This is a genomic window from Rhizobium sp. 05N430, from assembly GCF_056396985.1.
On the sequence record NZ_JBFTMO010000008.1, the window covers coordinates 24,221 to 42,945 of the forward strand.

Below are 18,725 nucleotides of genomic sequence, written 5' to 3' on the forward strand. Positions count from 1 at the left end.
CCTCTAAAGCTGCCTTACGCCTCGTCGCCGGGAGCGCCGAAGCGAATGCGGAAGCGGCGGTTTTCCTTGCCCTTCTTTTCGATCTTGGCAATGTGAATCTGCCCGACTTCCTGCGTTTCCGACACATGTGTCCCGCCGCATGGCTGGCTGTCAATCGCGGAATTCTCGCCGATGCAGACAAGGCTGACGCGTCCGAGACCCATTGGCGGGCGGACGTTCTTCGACTTGACGATACCAGGGTTGGCGGCGAGCTCTTCGTCGGTGATCCACTGCAGATAGACCGGATGATTCTGGTTCACCAGCTCCATCATCTTCGCTGTCACCTCGTCCTTGTCGATCGTTTCGCTCATGTCGAAATCGACACGGCTCTCATCCTCGCCAACGGCGGCACCGGTGATCGGAAAGGAACACACGACGGAGAGCAGATGGCAGGCGGTGTGCATGCGCATCAGCTTGTAGCGGCGCTGCCAGTCGACATGCAGCACCAGCTTCTCGCCGACATCAGGAACTGGCTGCCCGTCGAGCGGCACATGGATGATGATATCCTTGGCAGCGCCGTGCTTCGTCTGGCCGAGTTCTATCTTCGAGCCGTCGGCGCGTTCTAGAAAGCCGGTGTCACCGGGCTGTCCGCCCGATGTCGCGTAGAAGCAGGTCTGGTCCAGTTCGATGCCCCCATCGTCGTGAATGGCGGTGACGACCGCCTCCGATGTCGAAAGGTAGAAGTCGTCACGGTAGAGGGCATTGACTGGCATTGGGTCTCACGCTGCTGGTTCGTAGGGTATGTTAATATCTGCCGCGGACTTGATGAAGCCCGGAACCGGCAGGCCCTTGGACTTGAGGAAGTCGGCGTTGAAAAGCTTCGACTGGTAGCGGTTGCCGTAGTCGCAGAGGATTGTCACCACTGTGTGACCTGGTCCGAGATCCCGTGCGAGATGGACGGCACCGGCGATGTTGATCGCAGTCGATCCGCCGAGGCAAAGCCCCTCATGCTCGACAAGATCGAAGACATAGGGAAGCGCTTCGGCATCGGTGATCTGATAGGCGAAATCAGGCGTGAAATCTTCGAGATTGGCGGTGATGCGCCCCTGGCCGATGCCTTCGGTGATCGAGGAGCCGGAGGATTTCAGTTCGCCGTTCTTGTAGAATTCGTAGAGCGCGGCGCCTTCCGGGTCGGCGATACCAATCTTGATGTCCTTGTTGAAGCCCTTCAGACCGGCCGCGACCCCAGCCAGCGTGCCACCGGAGCCGACGGCGCAGATGAAGCCGTCCACCTTGCCATCGGTATCCTGCCAGATTTCCCTGGCGGTGGTCTCGATATGCGCCTGGCGATTGGCGACATTGTCGAACTGGTTGGCCCAGACGGCGCCGTTCGGCTCGCTCTTCGCCAGCTGTTCGGCAAGACGTCCTGAAACCTTCACGTAGTTGTTCGGGTTCTTGTAGGCGACGGCAGGCACTTCGACGAGTTCGGCGCCGAGCAGCCTGAGCGCATCCTTCTTTTCCTGGCTCTGCGTCTCGGGAATGACGATGACGGTGCGGTAGCCGAGTGCCTTGGCGACGACGGTCAGGCCGATGCCGGTATTGCCGGCCGTGCCCTCGACGATCACGCCGCCGGGCTTCAGCAGGCCCTTCTTTTCCGCATCCCGGATGATGTAGAGCGCGGCGCGGTCCTTCACCGACTGGCCGGGATTGAGGAATTCAGCCTTGCCGAGAATGGTGCAGCCGGTCGCTTCTGACGCGCCCTTCAGCTTGATGAGCGGGGTGTTGCCGATCGCTTCGATCACGGAGGGGTAGAAGGTCATGGAATCTGCCTCTTTGGAGCTCTTACTGTAAGAACGGTCTTTTCCCTTCACAAGGCAGGGTTGGCAAGAAATGCTATTCCTCGCCATTGCCCGCGCCGGTAAAATTAGTCTTCAGTTTCGGGAAGTCTCGAAGTCGGCCCAAAAGTGGCGGGTGATCCGAAGATTGACTTTCCGCGTATGGACGACGACAAGCAATTGCGGAGCGCAGGAACAGGGCGTGGCCGAAACCGATATGGTTCATGAGCATATAGACAGTGTCGATGCATTGATGGCGCATTATGTCGCCGGTTCATTGCCAGAACCGGCGCGCGTGCTCGTGGCCTCCCACCTGGAACTGAAGCCGGATAACCGCGGCCTGGTGACGGATCTGGAGCTGCTCGCCGGCGAAGCCCTCGAGCTGACGGATGGTACGCCGATCGCCGATCGCGACCAGCGCCTCCAGGCCATCTTTGCTTCAAAAGACATGCCATCGGCTGCCCGCATGCCGAACTCTGCCAAGCCTGTCTTCCCGCGCCCCATCCGCGAGCTTGTCGGCTTCGATGCCGATACCGTGCCGTGGAAGACCAGACTTCCCGGGTTCAAGGAATATTCGACGGATATAGATGGCTGCGAGGTCAGCCTGATGTGGATCCGTCCCGGCCGTGCGCTTCCCGCCCATACCCATAAGGGCATGGAGCTGATCCTCATCCTAGACGGCGCTTTCATCGATGAACGGGGCCGGTTCGGGCCGGGCGATATTTCCGTTGCCGACGAGACCCTCAACCACCGGCCGGTCGCCGAAAAGGAGCGTCCGTGCATTGCTTTTTCCGTGCTCGACGCACCGATCAAGCTCACAGGGTCGTTCCGCCAGCTGATCGGCGATCTGATCGGCTGAAAGCAGCCACAATAGCGTGATATGAACTTGAATCCGGGAGCACTCGGGGAACTTCCGGACGTGGTTTGGTGTTGAATCCGGCAGTCCTGGAGGTATTTCATATGCGCGATTTCATTGCCCGCCCCGAACACGGCATCGTCTGGATTTCAGGCGCCAGCTCCGGCATTGGCCGGGCTCTGGCGCTGAAGCTCGCAGGCGAGGGCTACAAGGTTGCCGTCACTGCCCGGGATCACGAAAAGCTCGCCGAACTGCAGTCCGAAGCCAACGGCCTTCCGGGCGGCATCATCGTTCTCGATGGTGACGTGACCGATGCCGAGGACATGGAACATGTGCTCGCCTCGATCGAATACGAACACGGCGCGCTCGCCATGGCGATCTTCAATGCAGGTGTCTATCTGCCCGTTCATGCAGAAGAGCTGAATATTGCCGACTTCGAAAAGACCTTTGCGGTGAACCTCTCCGGCGTCGTCAACTGTCTGGTGCCTGCTGTCAGGCACATGAAGGGCAAGGGGCAGGGGCAGATCGCCATCGTGTCGTCGGTCACGGGCTATGGCGGCCTGCCGACGAGCGCTGCTTACGGCGCCAGCAAAGCCGCACTCATCAACATGGCCGAGAGCCTGAAGTTCGATCTCGACAAGATGGGAATCCGCATCCAGATCATCTGCCCGGGCTTTGTCGACACGCCGGCAACGCAGAAAAACGAGTTTCCGATGCCGTCGCTGATATCCGTCGAGGAAGCGGCGTCGGAGATCGCCGCCGGCCTCAAATCCCAATCCTTCGAGATCAGCTTCCCGAAGCGCTTCACCTATCAATTGAAGCTGCTGCGCATGCTGCCATACAGTCTGTATTTCTGGCTGCTCAACCGTTCCACCGGCTGGAGCGAACGGCCGGCCGGCAAGCACAGCCATCACCCGGTCACTCCGCATCCGGCCGAGTGATCAGCGGCTTTCGATCCGATGGCGCAGCTCGCGATGCTTCGCCTCGTCGAGCGGAAAATTCCACATCAATGCGACGGCGCCGAGCTTCAGCGCGATCGGCACCCATGCGTAGATGGCGCCGAGCGCCGTCAGCGCAGCGGGCGCGTTGTCTGCTCCCTTCGCGGCATCGAAGCCGAACAACGCCAGGGTTGGAAACACCAGTCCGGCAGCCACGGCCAGCGAGGCCTTGGTTGCCAGTCCCCAGGCTGCGAAATAGAGGCCGCTGCGCTGCTCTCCCGAATTCACCGTATCCTCGTCGATCACGTCGGCCTGCATCGCAGGCGGCAGCGACAGATCGAAGCCCAGCATCAGCCCGGTCAGGACACAGATAAGGCCGAACGAATAGACGGCACCCGACGGCAGCAGAGGTGCCGTTGCAAACACCAGACAAGCGGCGATCATCGCCAGACACCAGGCGCGGTGCTTGCCTGCTCGTTTGGCGGCAAACGCCGCCAGCGGCACTCCGGCTATTCCGGCAAGGAAATAAATGAAAAGCAGCGGACCGCGTGCCTCGGGCATGCCGAGCCTCGCAGAGACGAAATAAAGAAACAGCGTGGCGGGGATGCCGTTGGCAAGCCCGTTCATGAAATAGGCGGAGAGCAGCCGGACAAATGGACGATTGGCGGCGAGATAGCCGACCCCCTTGCGCCAGCCGACGATCGCAGCCGTATGCTCCGAAGGTTCCGGGACCGCCCAGAGCGTGAAGGCGCCGATCACTGGCAGCGAGATGGCGACGGCAATGCCAAGCACGGCCAGTCCCGAAATGCTGCCCGCCGGATCAAGGCCGATCGCAAAGGGCAGGACGATGGCGATGAGGGTTCCCACCAGCGTCGTCGCTTCGCGCTGTGCGGCAAGCGACGTGCGCCCCGCATAATCGCTGACCAGTTCGGCGCCCCAAGCCGAATAGGGCACCAGCGCCAGCGTAAAGCCAAGGGATAGAAGGCAGCCCCAGAGACCGAGCCAAACCACTGTCGCACCGGCAGGCGGAGCATATAGCGCCAGTGCCGCAAGCGCCGCGACCGGCAGCGACAGCGCGAAAAAGAACCGCCGCCGCCCGAATTTAGGCCGGTAGCGGTCGGCAAGCACGCCGATAATGGGGTCGCAGACCGCGTCGAAGACACGGACCAGCAGCAGCGTCAGCCCGACGGCCGCAAGCGGCAGACCGAGCGTCTCGGCATAATAGGTCGGAACGATGGCATAGAGCGGCAGGCCGAGCGCTGCGAGCGGGGCGGCGGGCAGCACATAGGCGAGGCGGGTCGCGGCTGTCACATCGGATCTCTGCCGCTCGCCGCTCATCCGCTGCCGTCAGCTGCGCGAAAAGACGACCTGGCGGACGTCGATATTCTTGGCGCGGAAGCCGGCCTCGCAATAGAAGAGGTAGAATTCCCAGAGGCGCTTGAAACGCTCATCGAAGCCCATCGGCCGGACCCGCTCCCAGACATTCCAGAAGCGTTCGCGCCATTCGGCCAATGTCCGGGCGTAATCGAGGCCGAAGCCGAAATCCTTCACCAGCGACAGATCGACCCTGCGGCCGAGTTCCGCCAGATGGTCCTGCGTCGGCAGCATTCCGCCCGGGAAGACGTATTTCTGGATGAAGTCGGGATTGCTGCGATACTGATCGAAAGCCTCGGGTTTGATGGTGATGATCTGCAGCCCGGCCTTGCCGCCCGGCTTCAGGCATTCGCGCAGTTTGGAGAAATAGGCAGGCCAGTATTTTTCGCCGACCGCTTCGAACATCTCGATCGAGACGATCCGGTCGTAGAGCCCTTTCTCGTCGCGGTAATCCTGGAAGCGCAGCTCGACCCGGTCGGCAAGCCCCGCCTTGCGGATGCGCTCTTCGGCAAAGGCGAGCTGCTCGCGGCTGATCGTCAATCCCGTCACCTTGCAATTCATCTCGCTGGCGGCGAATTCAGCGAAGCCGCCCCAGCCGCAGCCGATCTCCAGCACATGATCGCCGGGCCTGATGCCGGTCGCTTCGGCGAGCGCCCGGTATTTGGCGTTCTGTGCCGACTGCAGATCGTTGGCGCCGGTGGAATAGAGCGCCGACGAATAGGTCATCGTCGGATCGAGCCACTGTTTGTAGAAGTCGTTGCCGAGATCGTAATGGGCCGAAATGTTGCGCTTCGAACCGGTCTTGGTGTTGGTGTTCATCCAGTGGCGGATGCGCTCGAACACCCGCACGATGCCTTTCCTGCCGTTCGAATATTTTTCGGCCGCCTCGCCGTTGATCAGGAACAGTTCGAGGAAGGCGGTAATGTCGGGGCTCTGCCAGTCGCCGTCCATATAGGTCTCGGCAACACCGATCGTGCCGCTGGTCATCGCCCGGCTGGCAAGGTTCCAGTTGTTCAGCTTGACGGCGGCGCGGGGGCCCTCGATCCGGCCTTCGATCAGCGCCTTGCGTCCGTCCGGAAGCTCGAGCGCGAGCGCACCGTGCTGCATCTGCAGGAGGCCGCGCAGCGCGAACTTCGCCTTCAATGGCAGGCCCTTCGAAAAGCGGCCAAGATTATCGGCCGTAAGCGCCAGTGCGCCGCGGGCAAAGGAATTCCAGTCTTCTGCAGTGGTCATGATCGGTTCCTCCAGCCGTTAGCCGGTTAAGGACAGAGATTGCATGAGCCAGCCCCCGGCATTTCTGCGAACGCTAATGTCATTCAGCAGCTTCTGCAATATGGGATGGATGGCGCACACTTACCGGTGGCGGCGGGGCAGGGCGCGAGATGTATTTCGCCCCCTTGATCCAGAGCTTGAGCGCCTCCCAATGGATGCCGGCGACGATCTTGAAGGTCAGGAAGGGAATGCGCGCCGTCAGCCCGGCAAGGGTGGCGGTGGCGAGCGGCTTCATCGCGCCGGAGAAGGTCGCCGCGAGCAGCGGTCCCTGCCGATCTGTCTCCAGGATCCGCCAGCGGATCTCGTCGCCCGGCGGAAGCATGCGGAAGTGATAGTCCATATCCATGCCGATGAAGGGAGAAACATGGAAAAGCTTGCTGCAGCTCTGCCGTAGCCCGCTGTCCGAAAGCTCGCCAAGACCGACGGGGCAAACATAGGTGTGCCGCTCGCCAAAAGTGTTCCTGACCTCGTAGATCATGGCGATGAGGTCGCCGGACGCACCATAGGCATAATAGACAGAAATCGGATTGAAGACGTAACCGAGGATACGCGGATAGCAGACGAGCAGAATGCGCGCCGCCCTCTCGCCAAGTCCGGCGTCCTCAAGCAGCCGGTCGGCATAGGCGCGCAGCGGCATCCCGGCGGTACCGGTGTGATCGGCTTCGTGAAAAGCGACGAGGTTGCGGCTGTTGACGGAGAATACCGGCGACAGGCGGTCGGCTTCCGCAAGCCGGTCGAGATCGACGAGCAGCGAGAAGACCTTGTACTGGAAGCGGTGTCCGAAGGGCTTCATGCGCTGGTGCATGACGCTGCCGCAATAGAGCGCGGCGGCGGCATCCGGCGGCGGACCATTCCGCCCCATACTCGCGCCATGCTTTTGCGGGCGGACAGTCATGCCGCCGCGTCCAGAAGAGGTTCGCGGGAAGAAGCCTGGATGGCCCGCCAGGGGATCACCCCGCCCAGGGCTTCCGCCGCCGCCAGGCCGGATACGAGTCCATCCTCATGGAACCCGTAGCCCGTCCAGGCGCCCGCGAAATAGCAATTGTTGTTTCCCTGGATCGACGCGATCTCCCGCTGGGCCGCCATGCCTTCCGCCGAGAATTGCGGATGCTCGTAGCTGAACTCGGCAAAGACCTTCGCCGGATCCGGCTCGCGCCCGGGATTGAGCGTCACGAAGAGCGGCAGCGTGGGATCGATGCCCTGCAGCCGGTTCATCCAGTAGCTGACGGCAACCTCGGCGCGGCCATCGTCCTCGCTGGAGCGCAGGTAGTTCCACGATGCCCATACCTTCTGCCGCTTGGGCATCAGCGACAGATCGCGGTGCAGCACGACGCGGTTCGGCTGGTAGGGTACGGCCCCGAGCAACCGCTTCTCGCGATCGGTGGCATCGACGAGCATTCTCGCCGTCTGGTCGCTGTGCGAGGCGAAGATCACCTTGTCGAAATGCTGCTCGTTGCCACTGTCGTCGATCACGGTCACGCCATCAGCGTTACGCATCACGCCGCGCACGCCGCAGGAAAGCTTCAACCGGCTGCCGAGCGGCGCCAGCAACTTTTCCAGATAGTTGCGGCTGCCGCCGGTCACCGTCCGCCACTGATGCTGCTTGGTATAGATCAGCCGGTGATTGTCGAAGAAGTTGACGAAGTGCTCGGCCGGAAACTGCATCATCCGCTGCGACGGCGTCGACCAGATGGCAGCCGCCATCGGCACCAGGTAATTGTTGGTGAACCCGGGGGAAAAGCCGCGCCAATCGAGATAATCGCCGATCGAGCGTGATGCCAGATGGCCGGCGGCGCGGTCTTCCAGGCAGGTCTTGTTGAAGCGCAGGATCTCGCGGATCATCAACAGGAAGGACGGGCGCAGCAGATTGCGTTTCTGCGCAAACAGCGAAGAGAGACCGCAGCCGCTCCACTCAAGACGGCCCTCGTCCAGCGACAGCGAGAAGCTCATGTCGCTGGCATGCGTTGCGACGTCGAGCTCGGCAAACAGCGCGGTGAGATTGGGGTAGTTGCATTCGTTATAGACGATGAAGCCGGTATCGACAGAAATGTGCTTCCCGTCATAATCGACATCGACGGTCGCCGTGTGCCCGCCGGGGCGGCTGTTCTTTTCGAACAGCGTGACGTCATGCATCGGATTGAGTGCCCAGGCAGCCGAAGCACCCGAAATGCCGGAGCCGATCACGGCGATTCTCAAGCGTTCCTGCGGCGGCCGGGCGATGTGAAAATGCGCGTTCATGCAGCGTCCTTTATGGCGTTGTAAGCTTTCAGCGCGCGGTCGCGGGCGGCGGCGTGATCGACGATCGGTTTGGGATAGGTGTCACCGAGAATGATACCTGCTTTCTTGAGCACCGCAGCCGGCGCATCGAAGGGGCGGTGGATGTATTTGGTGTCGAGCTTTGCGAGCTCGGGGATGAATTCGCGCACATAAGTGCCGTCGGGATCGAACTTTTCGCCCTGCAGCACCGGATTGAAGATGCGGAAGAATGGCGAGGCATCGGCGCCGGAGCCCGCGACCCACTGCCAGTTGGCCGCGTTGCTCGCCGGATCGGCATCGACAAGCGTGTCGCGGAACCACTTTTCACCGCGCCGCCAGTCGATCATCAGGTCCTTGATCAGGAACGAGCCGGTGATCATCCTGACGCGATTATGCATGATCCCATGCCGCCAGAGCTGACGCATGCCGGCGTCGACGATCGGATATCCCGTCAGGCCGCGCGTCCAGGCGTCGAAATGCGCCTTGTTGTTATGCCATTCGAAACCGTCGAAACGATCGTTCCAGTTGGCATAGGGCAGCTTCGGGAAGTGGAAGAGCAGATGATAGCAGAATTCCCGCCAGGCAAGCTCCTTGCGGAAATGCACGAAATCATCCGGCGAGACGCGCTTCGATAATCCGCGCGTCGCATCCCATATGCGGGCAGGCGATATTTCTCCGAGTGCCAGATGCGGGGACAGCATGGAGGTGGCTGTAACCGAGGGGAAGTCGCGATCCTTCTTGTAGCCGCTCAGGCGATCGTCGACGAAATCGGCAAGCTTCTCCAGCGCCGCATCCTCGCCAGGCGTCCAGACCTCGTCGAAGGCCGACGCCCAGTTCGGCTTCACCGGCAATAGCTTCCAGGAGGCGAGGCTGTCGGATTGCGGCCAATGGCTGGGGAAGGCGATCTTCTTCGGCGCTTCCAGCGGATGCGGCGGCTCTCCGGAGCCCTCCAGCGCCCGCCAGAACGGCGTGTAGACCCGGTAGGGCGTGCCGCCGCCGGTCTTCAGCTTAGAAGGCTCGTGCAGCAGCTGCCCGGCAAAGCTCTGCGCCTGTACGGCCTGCCGCTCTAGTTCGTGCTTGATGCGCGTGTCGATGGCGATCCCAGGCGGATCGTAGCGGCGGTTCCAGAGCACCGTTTCGGCACCCGTCGATTTGATCAGCGCGTGCAGTACATCGAGCGCGTTGCCGCTGAGAAGCACAAGTTTACTGTGATGCTTTTGAAGCGACCGGTCGAGTGCTTCAAGAGAGTGGTGAAGCCACCAGGCCTGGGCAGCGCCAAGCGGGCCATTGCCCGACGATTCGGGCTCGCGGATATAGATAGGAATGACTGGCTTTCCCAAGGCGCAAGCCTCGTGCAGCGCGTGATTGTCGTCCAGACGCAAATCCTTGCGAAACCAGACAATAACCGGTTTTTCCACTGCCTTCGCCAACGCCGTCATTCCCTGTTCTGTTCTTTTGGTCTGCTACGCACTTACGGCGCCTCTGGATCAAAAGTTTCAGACGGAGAGACAGTTTTATTCACACGTCAGGCGGACATGAAAAAGGCCGGTCGAAACCGGCCCTTTCCGGGGAATGACGTCGGTCAGTTGTCATACTCGCGGCAGCGATCGCTGATCGATGCGCCGCCCTGACCGGCACGGCTATCGACGACGCCCTGCTGCGGCATATTCGGGCAATCGAGCACGCCACGCGGCTCGCCGATGCTCTCGGTCGTCACCGGATCGACCGGCTCGACACGAACAGGATGCGTGCCGTTGTTATCAACGCTCATATCGGACGAATAGCGCGGTGCATCCGGTGCCGTCGTATCGTAGGCCGGTGCCGATTGCGCGAAGGCGGGCGCGGCGAGGCCGATGGCGAGCAGCGATGCTGCGGCAAATGTCTTACGCATGGAGAAACTCCTCCTTATTCTGCTTCCTCACTATGGGTGACCAAGGCGAAACCCGTGGGACGAGCCATTGTTCCGAAATTTCCCGTTGAAGTTTCAGTCCGCAAAAGCCGGTGTGGTTACGCGTAAACCTTAACAGGCGAAGCCGCTGGTCACAGCTTCTGCCGCGTGATTAGGAAGCGCCATGCCGTATGATGCGGCGCGTGGGGTTCAGGTGGTCATTTCCTTTATCGAAGCAGCGGATATGTCGTTCAAGGCTGCCTTGTCGGTTGCCGTGACGATCGGCGGTATGATGGCCGCCACCGCCATCCTGAAGAGCGAATCCGCCGAGAGCCAGCGTCTTGACCTGTCGAGGCCCGTCCTGTGGACGTCCGAACCGGTCCGCGTACCGCCACCGCTGAATTTCGCGTCGGGTGATGGCGAAGCTAGCGGGCGCTTCTGCGTCAGCGAGATCGGCCTGCGCATCGATTGCGATCTGATCAACACGGCATCGTCGTCGCTCTGATCAGAGCGTGCCGCCATCCTTGTAATAGCTTGGATATTGCACGAATTCTGGATCGCGTCCGCTATCGCCTTCTGTGCGTTCGGCTTTGCCTTCGCGCGTTTCGGCATAGCCATGGCTGATCAGCCAATCCTGCACGATATGGCGCATCGCTTTGTCGCGCTCGGCTATGCCGAACTCAGCCATGAACCGCTGAAGGGCTTGCTCGCACCGTTCTGAAAAATCCTCTGCCATCAGATGGTAAGCGGCGAGGGCGGGGTTTGTTCCACACATCGAAGTGCAGAAAAAAGAAGAGCCGGTTCGCTGACGAACCGGCTCATTCAATCTATCAGCTATGCTGACTAACGTGGTTCCCCTCTGGCCGGACGGCGCAAAAGCAGAATGAGTTTACGGATCAAAAGTCGGATCGTTCTGACGATAAAGGAATTGCAGGAATATCGCCTATTTTTCTGACGTCGGCCCTTCGCCCGAGGTCTTGAAGTATGAAACAGTTGTTTCAATCCATTCGGCGCCTGGAATCTTGCCAAGGGCAAGAAGCACACCGGCCGATGTGGAAGCAACGAGGAGGCCTATAATCGCCTTGGCGACCAACTTTCGGCCCTCGCTGAAGACTTCTTTTCCCAAGGCTGATTTTGCGATGGCCGACCAGAAGTTTTGCAGAGTACCTGTCATGGCAAGCACGTCGCGTTTGTCGGCGTCTTTACTATTTGCCCATTGGGTTACAGTACCAAGCGCTATAGTTACTTCCAGCGCAGTGTCCGTCCTCGCTTCCAAGTCTCTACTAAGCGCCACAAGACTCTGAGATAGTGCTGCGACTGAATCTCTATCGATATCGATGGCGTTCTCTCGAAAGACTCTCCAATCCTCAAACTGCGCCGCCGCGGCGAAAACCAATTCGACATGAGATCGAAGAAGTTCGAATAGCGTCGGCGATAGTTCCTCCGCATCACCGCCTAGGACGCGCCCGCACGTCTGATTGTACATTCCGATCTGGATAATGTTTGCACGAGTTTCCAGCTTTTCTTGAAGCGTTGTAAATGCGTCGCGAAGGCGGGGTGAGCAGTTTGACAGCGAGAGCTGATCGTTAACATAGGCGCCCTTTTCCATAGCGGTATCAAGGGCCGCAGCAGCGATATCCTTTTCGCGCTCACGTGTGCGTAACGGCTGGTCAACGACGACGACGCGGTCGCCCTCAAAGCCAAACTGGAACGCTGCGGGTTTTTGGCCGGGCACGGTATCGAGAACCTCGTCAGGGCCGAGCTGATTGAGACCGATTCTCAGGCCAGCTGTCAGGTTCGCTATACCAGCAAAGTCATGAAGGAGAACGCGCACGTGTCCGCTGACGTGCGAACCGTTTTCCTGCTCGTAGCGACCCTCTGCAAGATTTTGAAGGGTTCCGATCAAGCCTTCGAGCCGCTCCACGTCGGCAGTGCGAAGAGTGTCAATTTTGCCTAGTTGCCGTCTTACCTCAGAGCGAAGCTCGTTGAGCTTCTTGCCAGCGAAGCCAGCGCCTTCAAATCGAGGGTCGGATTTTTGAATTGCTCTTTCGATCCGAGCGAGACGGGTGTCCATTTCTTGAAGAAGATTTCGGAGCTTGTCCGGCCTCATCGTTTTCCCATCGCCGTGAACTCATTGGTAATATACGGCGACAGTTCGGACGGCGCTAGGCTGTCCAATCAAACTTATCCACAAGGCTGCTATCGAGAACGAGGAGAAAGTAGCGGAAATAAAAAGGGCCGCGCTATGCAGCGCAGCCCTTCAGAATTTGGCTCCCCGGGCCGGATTCGAACCGGCGACCTGTCGATTAACAGTCGAATGCTCTACCGCTGAGCTACCAGGGATCACCGCTTGCCGCGGTGTGAGTGGGCTAATACAAATGCTTGTTCGATTTGCCAAGCGGTTTTTTCAAAAAAATGACATCTGCTTGCAATTGCTGCACTTATCCCCATCTCCTGTGGATGACTGACGGGAAAAACAACACTGGAAATTCGCGAGCCAAGCGCTTTGGCATCGATCATGCGACCGGGGAGCTCGTTCTTGGCTCCTGGCGCATCCCGCTGCCGCGCTCGCGCATGGCGCGGATCGGCATCGGACTGCTGCTGATTGTCTGTGGCTTCCTGGGGTTTCTGCCCATCCTCGGCTTCTGGATGTTGCCGCTGGGCTTCATCGTGCTGTCGCACGATCTGCCTTTGGCGCGCCGCTGGCGCCGCAGGCTGTCGGTCTGGTGGCACCGGCGGGGCAGGCCCGCCGGTAGCTAAAGTCTGGAATCAGGCGAAGAAGCCCGCGGCCCAGTAGAACAGCGCCGAGATCAATGCCGCCGCCGGCAGCGTCACCACCCAGGCGATGACGATATTGCCGGCAAGCCCCCACCGCACCGCTGAGACGCGCTTTGCCGCGCCGACGCCGATGATGGCACCGGTAATCGTATGCGTCGTCGAAACCGGAATGCCGAGCCATGTCGCGCCGAACAGCGTCAGCGCTCCGCCGGTCTCGGCGCAGAAACCCTGCATCGGATTGAGCTTGGTGATCTTCGATCCCATCGTGTGGACGATTCGCCAGCCGCCGAAGAGCGTACCGAGCGCCATCGCCGTCTGGCAGGAAAGCACCACCCAGAGCGGAACGTGGAAGCTGCCGCCGAGATAGCCCTGCGAATAGAGAAGCACGGCAATGATGCCCATGGTCTTCTGCGCATCATTGCCGCCATGGCCAAGCGAATAGAGCGAGGCGGAGACGAACTGCAGGATGCGGAAGGTGCTATCGACGGCAAACGGCGTCTGCCGCACGAAGATCCACGAGACGGCGAGCACCAGGAACAGCGCCAGCAGAAAGCCGATCATCGGCGACAGCACGATGGCTCCTGCCGTTTTCAGCAGGCCGCCCCAGACGATCGAGCTGAAGCCGACCTTGGCGAGGCCGGCGCCGACGAGACCGCCAACGAGCGCATGCGACGAGCTCGACGGTATCCCGAAGACCCAGGTGACGATGTTCCAGATGATTGCGCCCATCAAGGCCGCAAAAATCACCAGCGGGCTGACGATCTCGGGATTGATGATGCCGGTGCCCAGCGTTTCCGCCACATGCAGGCCGAAGAACAGGAAGGCGATGAAATTGAAGAACGCCGCCCACATCACGGCATATTGGGGCTTCAAAACACGAGTCGAGACGATTGTCGCGATCGAGTTCGCCGCATCGTGCAGTCCGTTCAGGAAATCGAAGAACAGCGCGACCGCGATCAGTCCGATCAGCAGCGGAAAGGCGAGGGTGGCATCCATCAGACGTTCTCGATCACGATGCCGCTGATTTCGTTGGCAACGTCCTCGAACCGGTCGACCACCTTTTCGAGCTCGGCATAGATCTCGCTGCCGATAATATAGGCCATCGGGTTGGAGGCGCCGTGACGGCGGAACAGGTCTTTCAGACCGAGATCGTAAAGCTCGTCCGACTTGCCTTCGACACGCGTGACTTCCTCAGCGATCGATGTCAGCCGCTGCGCATTGGCGCCCATCCGGTCGAGAAGCGGAATGGCCTCGGCAATCAGATGTGCCGCCTTGACGATTTCCTTGCCCATCTCCTGCATACCGGGATCGAAGCTCTTCTGTTCGAACAGGCGGATGGTCTTGACCGTCTTGTGCATCATGTCGATCGCGTCATCGAGCGACTGGATCAGATCCTTGATGTCGCCGCGGTCGAATGGCGTGATGAAGCTGCGGCGCACGGCCAGCAAAACTTCGCGGGTAATATCGTCGGCCTCGTTTTCCAGCGTGACGATGCGGTTGCAATGCCGCTCGGTATCGTTTCCGGCCAACAATTCGTTCAGCGATTCCGCCGCGCCGACGACGGTGCGCGAGTGCTGAGCAAAAAGATCGAAGAATCGATCTTCGCGCGGAAGAAGTTTGCGAAACCAGCTTAACATGGCGACCCCGTGAGTGCTTGAGTTGTCACGCAACTGTCACAAATGGGGTCCTGTTGCAATAAAAGCCGGGCCGAACATACCGCGCCAGCAGGCTTTTCCACGCGTTTGAGGCAGGTTTCACACAGCCTCGGGAATACGATTCTCTTAATGAAGGTCGAGTGTCAGCTGCCGGTTCTTGATTTGAGGCAGAGGCAGGCCGATATCGATCTTGCCGAACACGCGCCGTCTGCGCTCCTCGTCCTTTTCCCGCTCGGCGCGGCTGGCAGCCACGGTCGCAAGCGCATTCGCAATCACCTGTTCGGCATGGGTCATAGGAACCTCCGTCTGATGTTCCTATTTTGTTCTCATTCAAGCGAATAGTCAAGTCTGCTCATTCACCGAAGTAGAACAGCGGCTCGCGGGTCAGTTCGCCGTTGCCGATATGGCCATACAAGTCCTGGCCGAGGATCCAGTAGGTAATTTTTTGCGTCGTCAGGGAGAAAACATAGTCTCCGTCGATCCAGTGCTCGGCCTTGCTGCCGCCGATTGGGAACAAAAACTTGCCTGCTTGAAATAGGACCGCTTTCTCAGACTTATGATCGAAAATGTATCTCGTTTTCGCCATGTGTCATCCCGCTTCTATACGCAGGATGCAACGTCACATGGGATCTTGATCATGTCTATATTATCAGAAGTAGAGTCGGATTATATTCACAGATAAGCTTTAGCTTAAACAGCATTATCCCAAAAATGGATAATACATCACCGGCCGCAGGGGCGGGGATTTATTCCGGCAATACAAGCTTAGATTGTTGAATTTGGAGGCCTCGCCCGGAATTGAACCGGGGTACAAGGATTTGCAGTCCTCTGCGTCACCACTCCGCCACGAGGCCATCCGTGAACGACTTGTTCAGTGGTGGCGCGGATTTAGAATGATCCAAAGGAAACCGCAAGAGGTGTTTTTCGAAAAATCTTGACCGGCAATAACTCGTCCACCGTCAATCGGCATCCGGCGCCCTTGATCATTCAGCGAATCCGCTCATTATCCATATATGAGGAATATCTCAAAACCCTTTGTCACCAAGGATGATCCCGACCGCCACATCCGGTGCCAGGACGCGCTGCAATTCGCGTTCCGCGATTTGATCGAGGCGGCGGTTGCCGCCGGATGGAGTGAGCAGGAAGCGCTGGATGCCGTCGGCTATCTTGCCGAAGGGCATATGCAGGAGCGGGTAGCGAGGGCGGACGCCGCGGCATTGGCGGCGCTTTTGAAGACAATGCGCTGATCCGCGCGGCGATCAACGCCTCAATTCGATCTTTGAAGCGCGGCAATCGGCGAGACGCCACCTGTGGTGACGCTGGGTGCGGCAGAGCCGATCAGTGGAATGCAGAGAATGATTGCGACGAAACCGCCGATAAAGCAGGCGCCGAGTATCAGGGATCTGTTCATGCCTATTCCGCGTTCGCTTCGATTGCGGCCTTTGTCGCATGGGAAGCTGACAGGTTCCTGAAACGCTGTTCAGGGTCTCGGTGCGGATTTCAGATAAAGATAGGCGCCGATGGCAAAAAAGCTAAGCGTCAAGCCCGGCCAGGCGATGAACACGGTCGTGTAGCCGCATGCGCCAGTGAAGCAATCTCCGAGCGTTCCCGCCAAGGATAGCCGCATGGACAAGACGCCCGCAAGAATGACGCTTGCGGCGGCGATCAGCAGCAGAATGAAAATCGTAAAACCCGTGCTTCGCATTCGAACCTAAAGAGCGGGCCTACTGATTCCTGCCTGCTGCGCTGTGATTGTCCTCAACTCGTCCGGCTGTTGACCAGCCCGCAGCAAAGAATGCCGACGAGCGCCGCACCGATGAACAAGTCGAAGAGTGTGAAATGCACGAACATGGCAGACATGGCCTGCTCCTCCTCATTTCCTCCGGTTGCAAGAATACCACAGGGCCACGCTTTATGCCACTTCGGAGTTTGGAATGCGCTCCGGCGCACGCGACAGCGCCGCGTCCACTCAAGTATTCTTGCCGCAGCCGCGCGCGGAGCCTTGAAAGCATCCGAACCCGGGATTAAGAGACGCATGTAGCCGCTGAAAACGGGCAAGAGGATAAGATGGATTTCGAAGCAGCACGCGTGAAGATGGTCGACAACCAGATCCGTACGACGGACGTGACGTCCCATTCCGTGTTGAGCGCGTTCCTGACGGTCGAGCGCGAAACTTTCGTGCCTGAAAAGTCGAAGGCGCTGGCCTATATCGATAATGACGTCGAGATCTGTCCCGGCCGCTTCCTGATGGAAGCCTCGCCGCTGGCAAAGCTGCTGCAGCTTGCCGCGATCACCAAGGACGACACGGTTCTCGAAGTCGGCTGCGGTACCGGCTACACCTCGGCGCTGCTGTCGCTGATCGCCGGTTCGGTTACCGCTCTCGAATCCGATGAAGCGCTTGCCGCAACGGCAAAGGCCAATCTGGCAGCCTATCCGAATGTCGCCGTTGTCACCGGCGGTCTCGAGAAGGGCCATACGGCCGGCGCGCCTTATGATCTGATCTTCGTCAACGGTTCCGTCGAGCATGTTCCGGCAGCTCTTCTCGGCCAGCTCGCCGAGGGCGGCCGTCTGGTCACGGTCGAGGGTTACGGCAACGCCGCCCGCGCCAAGGTCTTCGTTTCCGAGCGCGGTGCCGTTTCCGAAAACGTCTTCTTCAACGCGTCGGTCAAGCCGCTGCCGGGCTTCGCAAAGCTGCGCGAATTCGTGTTCTGAGCAGCATTGCATTGCTCCTTGACGATGCGGGCGCCTCGGGCGCCCGTTTGCGTTTGCGGCGCTGAAACCGGGCCGGGCAGACGGTCCGCAGTTCATCCAACAAAACTGTGCATGGACGCATTCATTTGATTCGCGATGATTTTTTTCGCGTCTTGGGTATTCTAGTGTCTAGGTGATTCGGATGCCCACACCACGCAATCCGATCGTTGCTTTTAGCATAACGGGGATAGATATGGCTCAGCCAAGCGTAGCGCGTGAACCGTCCATGGAAGAGATCCTGGCGTCGATCCGCCAGATCATCGAGAGCAATGATCCGGGTGCCGGCAAGGCCATTTCCCAATCTCTGCCGCCGGTTTACGGCGATGACGGCGAAGACGAGGGCAGCGACTCCAACATCCGTCTGACCGTCGACGACACCTATGCCAATGTCGAGTTTCCCGAGCCGGTGATGCAGGCCGATCCACGCTTCGTCGCCGCCAATTCGGCAGGCACGCGCGATATCGAGGAGCCCGCGCGCTCCATGTCGCTTGCCGATGTCGCCGCCCGGGTTCGTGCCGCCTCCGAGCGTCTGCCGGCCCAGCCGCCGCGCGAGCTTCCGCCGGTCTTCCGCCAGCCGGAACCCGTGGCCGAGCCCGTCGCTGAACAGGTCCGTGCACCGGTCGAGCATGTATCCGCTCCCGTCGTCGCCCCGCTGCCGGCATCGAAGCCGGCGCCGCTTGTTGCCGAAGCCGCACCGGTGGACGCTGCCCCTCAGCCGGTAGCAGCCGCTGCCACAGAAGTGTTCCCGGAGCCGCAGGCAACGATCGCTCCGCAGGCCGAAATCGCGCCGGAGGCACCCGTCGTCGAAGCCCCGGTTGCCATGCCCCAGTTTCTGCCGCAGATCATGGAAGAAGCCCAGGCGCTGATCTCGCAGGATGCCAGCCTTCAGGTCGCACGTTCCTTCGAGGAACTGGCGCTTGCCATCGATGGCGCCGAGCGCCGCTCGCTGGATGAGATCGCCGAAGACATGCTGCGTCCGATGCTGCGCGAATGGCTGGACGACAATCTGCCGACGCTGGTCGAACGCCTCGTGCGTGAAGAAATCGAGCGCGTGGCGCGCGGTCCGCGCCGCTAACCGGAAACGCTTTTTACCGAACAAGCCGCTCCGGTCTCCGGGGCGGCTTTTTTATTGACTTGCCCGCA

22 protein-coding genes and 2 tRNA genes are annotated in these 18,725 nt (G+C 60.0%); 7 read left to right on the forward strand and 17 right to left on the reverse strand.

Annotated elements, in window-relative coordinates; genetic code table 11:
• Positions 1–14 precede the first annotated feature (14 nt).
• Both AC1DJO_RS17490 and AC1DJO_RS17495 read right to left on the reverse strand, forming a co-directional pair.
• The gene (locus AC1DJO_RS17490; protein ID WP_477972069.1) at positions 15–752 is read right to left on the reverse strand and encodes an alanyl-tRNA editing protein; all 738 of its coding nucleotides are present in this window, start codon (positions 750–752) and stop codon (positions 15–17) included.
• A gap of 6 nt (positions 753–758) precedes the next feature.
• A complete protein-coding gene (locus AC1DJO_RS17495) occupies positions 759–1,799 on the reverse strand; it encodes a cysteine synthase A (protein WP_477972071.1) in 1,041 nt (346 codons plus the stop codon).
• 217 nt (positions 1,800–2,016) lie between these two features.
• On the opposite strand from AC1DJO_RS17495, the gene AC1DJO_RS17500 reads away from it, so the two are divergent.
• Both AC1DJO_RS17500 and AC1DJO_RS17505 read left to right on the forward strand, forming a co-directional pair.
• Positions 2,017–2,673, forward strand: coding sequence for a ChrR family anti-sigma-E factor (locus AC1DJO_RS17500; protein ID WP_477972073.1), 657 nt, complete (start codon positions 2,017–2,019; stop codon positions 2,671–2,673).
• Between the two features lie 101 nt (positions 2,674–2,774).
• The gene (locus tag AC1DJO_RS17505) at positions 2,775–3,611 is read left to right on the forward strand and encodes an SDR family NAD(P)-dependent oxidoreductase (protein ID WP_477949698.1); all 837 of its coding nucleotides are present in this window, start codon (positions 2,775–2,777) and stop codon (positions 3,609–3,611) included.
• Here the strand turns inward: AC1DJO_RS17505 and AC1DJO_RS17510 are convergent, their stop codons facing one another.
• The 6 genes from AC1DJO_RS17510 to AC1DJO_RS17535 form a co-directional block, all read right to left on the reverse strand.
• Positions 3,612–4,919: an MFS transporter gene (locus AC1DJO_RS17510; protein WP_477972075.1), complete on the reverse strand. Its 1,308-nt coding sequence runs from the start codon at positions 4,917–4,919 to the stop codon at positions 3,612–3,614.
• A 36-nt stretch (positions 4,920–4,955) separates the two neighbouring features.
• Complete coding sequence (locus AC1DJO_RS17515; protein ID WP_477972076.1) at positions 4,956–6,215, reverse strand: class I SAM-dependent methyltransferase; 1,260 nt, start codon at positions 6,213–6,215, stop codon at positions 4,956–4,958.
• Positions 6,216–6,294: 79 nt separating this feature from the next.
• Positions 6,295–7,149, reverse strand: a complete 855-nt coding sequence (locus AC1DJO_RS17520) for a DUF1365 domain-containing protein (protein ID WP_477972078.1) — start codon at positions 7,147–7,149, stop codon at positions 6,295–6,297.
• Positions 7,146–8,492: an NAD(P)/FAD-dependent oxidoreductase gene (locus tag AC1DJO_RS17525; protein WP_477972080.1), complete on the reverse strand. Its 1,347-nt coding sequence runs from the start codon at positions 8,490–8,492 to the stop codon at positions 7,146–7,148. Before AC1DJO_RS17525 ends, AC1DJO_RS17520 begins: the two co-directional genes overlap by 4 nt.
• The gene (locus AC1DJO_RS17530; RefSeq protein ID WP_477972082.1) at positions 8,489–9,940 is read right to left on the reverse strand and encodes a cryptochrome/photolyase family protein; all 1,452 of its coding nucleotides are present in this window, start codon (positions 9,938–9,940) and stop codon (positions 8,489–8,491) included. Before AC1DJO_RS17530 ends, AC1DJO_RS17525 begins: the two co-directional genes overlap by 4 nt.
• Positions 9,941–10,092: 152 nt before the next feature.
• Entirely contained in the window at positions 10,093–10,401 is a 309-nt protein-coding gene (locus AC1DJO_RS17535) for a hypothetical protein (protein WP_112387949.1), read from the reverse strand.
• Between the two features lie 181 nt (positions 10,402–10,582).
• Here AC1DJO_RS17535 and AC1DJO_RS17540 point away from each other — a divergent pair, with 181 nt between their 5' ends.
• Positions 10,583–10,903, forward strand: a complete 321-nt coding sequence (locus tag AC1DJO_RS17540; protein ID WP_477972084.1) for a hypothetical protein — start codon at positions 10,583–10,585, stop codon at positions 10,901–10,903.
• Here the strand turns inward: AC1DJO_RS17540 and AC1DJO_RS17545 are convergent, their stop codons facing one another.
• The 3 genes from AC1DJO_RS17545 to AC1DJO_RS17555 form a co-directional block, all read right to left on the reverse strand.
• Positions 10,904–11,224 carry a hypothetical protein gene (locus AC1DJO_RS17545; RefSeq protein WP_477972086.1) on the reverse strand — a complete coding sequence of 107 codons (321 nt, stop codon included), beginning with the start codon at positions 11,222–11,224 and terminating at the stop codon, positions 10,904–10,906.
• A gap of 117 nt (positions 11,225–11,341) precedes the next feature.
• Positions 11,342–12,508 carry a hypothetical protein gene (locus tag AC1DJO_RS17550; protein WP_477972088.1) on the reverse strand — a complete coding sequence of 389 codons (1,167 nt, stop codon included), beginning with the start codon at positions 12,506–12,508 and terminating at the stop codon, positions 11,342–11,344.
• Between the two features lie 158 nt (positions 12,509–12,666).
• Positions 12,667–12,741, reverse strand: a tRNA-Asn gene (locus AC1DJO_RS17555).
• Positions 12,742–12,858: 117 nt separating this feature from the next.
• Between AC1DJO_RS17555 and AC1DJO_RS17560 the strand changes: the two genes are divergently transcribed.
• Positions 12,859–13,158 (forward strand): hypothetical protein, encoded by a 300-nt coding sequence (locus tag AC1DJO_RS17560; protein ID WP_112513818.1) that lies wholly within the window; start codon positions 12,859–12,861, stop codon positions 13,156–13,158.
• Between the two features lie 9 nt (positions 13,159–13,167).
• On the opposite strand, the gene AC1DJO_RS17565 is transcribed toward AC1DJO_RS17560, so the two are convergent.
• From AC1DJO_RS17565 to AC1DJO_RS17585, 5 genes are all read right to left on the reverse strand, one after another.
• A complete protein-coding gene (locus tag AC1DJO_RS17565) occupies positions 13,168–14,172 on the reverse strand; it encodes an inorganic phosphate transporter (RefSeq protein WP_112387953.1) in 1,005 nt (334 codons plus the stop codon).
• Positions 14,172–14,813, reverse strand: coding sequence for a DUF47 domain-containing protein (locus AC1DJO_RS17570; RefSeq protein ID WP_112387954.1), 642 nt, complete (start codon positions 14,811–14,813; stop codon positions 14,172–14,174). Before AC1DJO_RS17570 ends, AC1DJO_RS17565 begins: the two co-directional genes overlap by 1 nt.
• Positions 14,814–14,957: 144 nt before the next feature.
• Positions 14,958–15,125, reverse strand: coding sequence for a hypothetical protein (locus tag AC1DJO_RS17575; RefSeq protein WP_310298919.1), 168 nt, complete (start codon positions 15,123–15,125; stop codon positions 14,958–14,960).
• Positions 15,126–15,183: 58 nt separating this feature from the next.
• Positions 15,184–15,417, reverse strand: a complete 234-nt coding sequence (locus AC1DJO_RS17580; protein WP_112539689.1) for a hypothetical protein — start codon at positions 15,415–15,417, stop codon at positions 15,184–15,186.
• Between the two features lie 194 nt (positions 15,418–15,611).
• Positions 15,612–15,685: transfer RNA gene (locus AC1DJO_RS17585), tRNA-Cys, on the reverse strand.
• 159 nt (positions 15,686–15,844) lie between these two features.
• Between AC1DJO_RS17585 and AC1DJO_RS17590 the strand changes: the two genes are divergently transcribed.
• Positions 15,845–16,078: a hypothetical protein gene (locus AC1DJO_RS17590; protein WP_112387956.1), complete on the forward strand. Its 234-nt coding sequence runs from the start codon at positions 15,845–15,847 to the stop codon at positions 16,076–16,078.
• 20 nt (positions 16,079–16,098) lie between these two features.
• Here the strand turns inward: AC1DJO_RS17590 and AC1DJO_RS17595 are convergent, their stop codons facing one another.
• Positions 16,099–16,242 (reverse strand): hypothetical protein, encoded by a 144-nt coding sequence (locus AC1DJO_RS17595; protein WP_162705969.1) that lies wholly within the window; start codon positions 16,240–16,242, stop codon positions 16,099–16,101.
• A gap of 656 nt (positions 16,243–16,898) precedes the next feature.
• Between AC1DJO_RS17595 and AC1DJO_RS17600 the strand changes: the two genes are divergently transcribed.
• Positions 16,899–17,543 carry a protein-L-isoaspartate O-methyltransferase family protein gene (locus AC1DJO_RS17600; protein WP_477972090.1) on the forward strand — a complete coding sequence of 215 codons (645 nt, stop codon included), beginning with the start codon at positions 16,899–16,901 and terminating at the stop codon, positions 17,541–17,543.
• Positions 17,544–17,775: 232 nt separating this feature from the next.
• A complete protein-coding gene (locus AC1DJO_RS17605; protein ID WP_477972092.1) occupies positions 17,776–18,657 on the forward strand; it encodes a PopZ family protein in 882 nt (293 codons plus the stop codon).
• The last annotated feature ends 68 nt before the right edge of the window (positions 18,658–18,725 follow it).

Excerpts from the sequence above, each read along its gene's own strand:
- AC1DJO_RS17600 (WP_477972090.1), top strand. The coding sequence starts at position 16,899 with ATGGATTTCGAAGCAGCACGCGTGAAGATGGTCGACAACCAGATCCGT.
- AC1DJO_RS17540 (WP_477972084.1), top strand. The coding sequence starts at position 10,583 with ATGCCGTATGATGCGGCGCGTGGGGTTCAGGTGGTCATTTCCTTTATC.
- AC1DJO_RS17575 (WP_310298919.1), bottom strand. The coding sequence starts at position 15,125 with ATGACCCATGCCGAACAGGTGATTGCGAATGCGCTTGCGACCGTGGCT.
- AC1DJO_RS17570 (WP_112387954.1), bottom strand. The coding sequence starts at position 14,813 with ATGTTAAGCTGGTTTCGCAAACTTCTTCCGCGCGAAGATCGATTCTTC.
- AC1DJO_RS17605 (WP_477972092.1), top strand. The coding sequence starts at position 17,776 with ATGGCTCAGCCAAGCGTAGCGCGTGAACCGTCCATGGAAGAGATCCTG.
- AC1DJO_RS17595 (WP_162705969.1), bottom strand. The coding sequence starts at position 16,242 with ATGAACAGATCCCTGATACTCGGCGCCTGCTTTATCGGCGGTTTCGTC.
- AC1DJO_RS17565 (WP_112387953.1), bottom strand. The coding sequence starts at position 14,172 with ATGGATGCCACCCTCGCCTTTCCGCTGCTGATCGGACTGATCGCGGTC.
- AC1DJO_RS17550 (WP_477972088.1), bottom strand. The coding sequence starts at position 12,508 with ATGAGGCCGGACAAGCTCCGAAATCTTCTTCAAGAAATGGACACCCGT.
- AC1DJO_RS17580 (WP_112539689.1), bottom strand. The coding sequence starts at position 15,417 with ATGGCGAAAACGAGATACATTTTCGATCATAAGTCTGAGAAAGCGGTC.
- AC1DJO_RS17515 (WP_477972076.1), bottom strand. The coding sequence starts at position 6,215 with ATGACCACTGCAGAAGACTGGAATTCCTTTGCCCGCGGCGCACTGGCG.
- AC1DJO_RS17525 (WP_477972080.1), bottom strand. The coding sequence starts at position 8,492 with ATGAACGCGCATTTTCACATCGCCCGGCCGCCGCAGGAACGCTTGAGA.
- AC1DJO_RS17535 (WP_112387949.1), bottom strand. The coding sequence starts at position 10,401 with ATGCGTAAGACATTTGCCGCAGCATCGCTGCTCGCCATCGGCCTCGCC.
- AC1DJO_RS17560 (WP_112513818.1), top strand. The coding sequence starts at position 12,859 with ATGACTGACGGGAAAAACAACACTGGAAATTCGCGAGCCAAGCGCTTT.
- AC1DJO_RS17590 (WP_112387956.1), top strand. The coding sequence starts at position 15,845 with ATGAGGAATATCTCAAAACCCTTTGTCACCAAGGATGATCCCGACCGC.
- AC1DJO_RS17520 (WP_477972078.1), bottom strand. The coding sequence starts at position 7,149 with ATGACTGTCCGCCCGCAAAAGCATGGCGCGAGTATGGGGCGGAATGGT.
- AC1DJO_RS17505 (WP_477949698.1), top strand. The coding sequence starts at position 2,775 with ATGCGCGATTTCATTGCCCGCCCCGAACACGGCATCGTCTGGATTTCA.
- AC1DJO_RS17490 (WP_477972069.1), bottom strand. The coding sequence starts at position 752 with ATGCCAGTCAATGCCCTCTACCGTGACGACTTCTACCTTTCGACATCG.
- AC1DJO_RS17495 (WP_477972071.1), bottom strand. The coding sequence starts at position 1,799 with ATGACCTTCTACCCCTCCGTGATCGAAGCGATCGGCAACACCCCGCTC.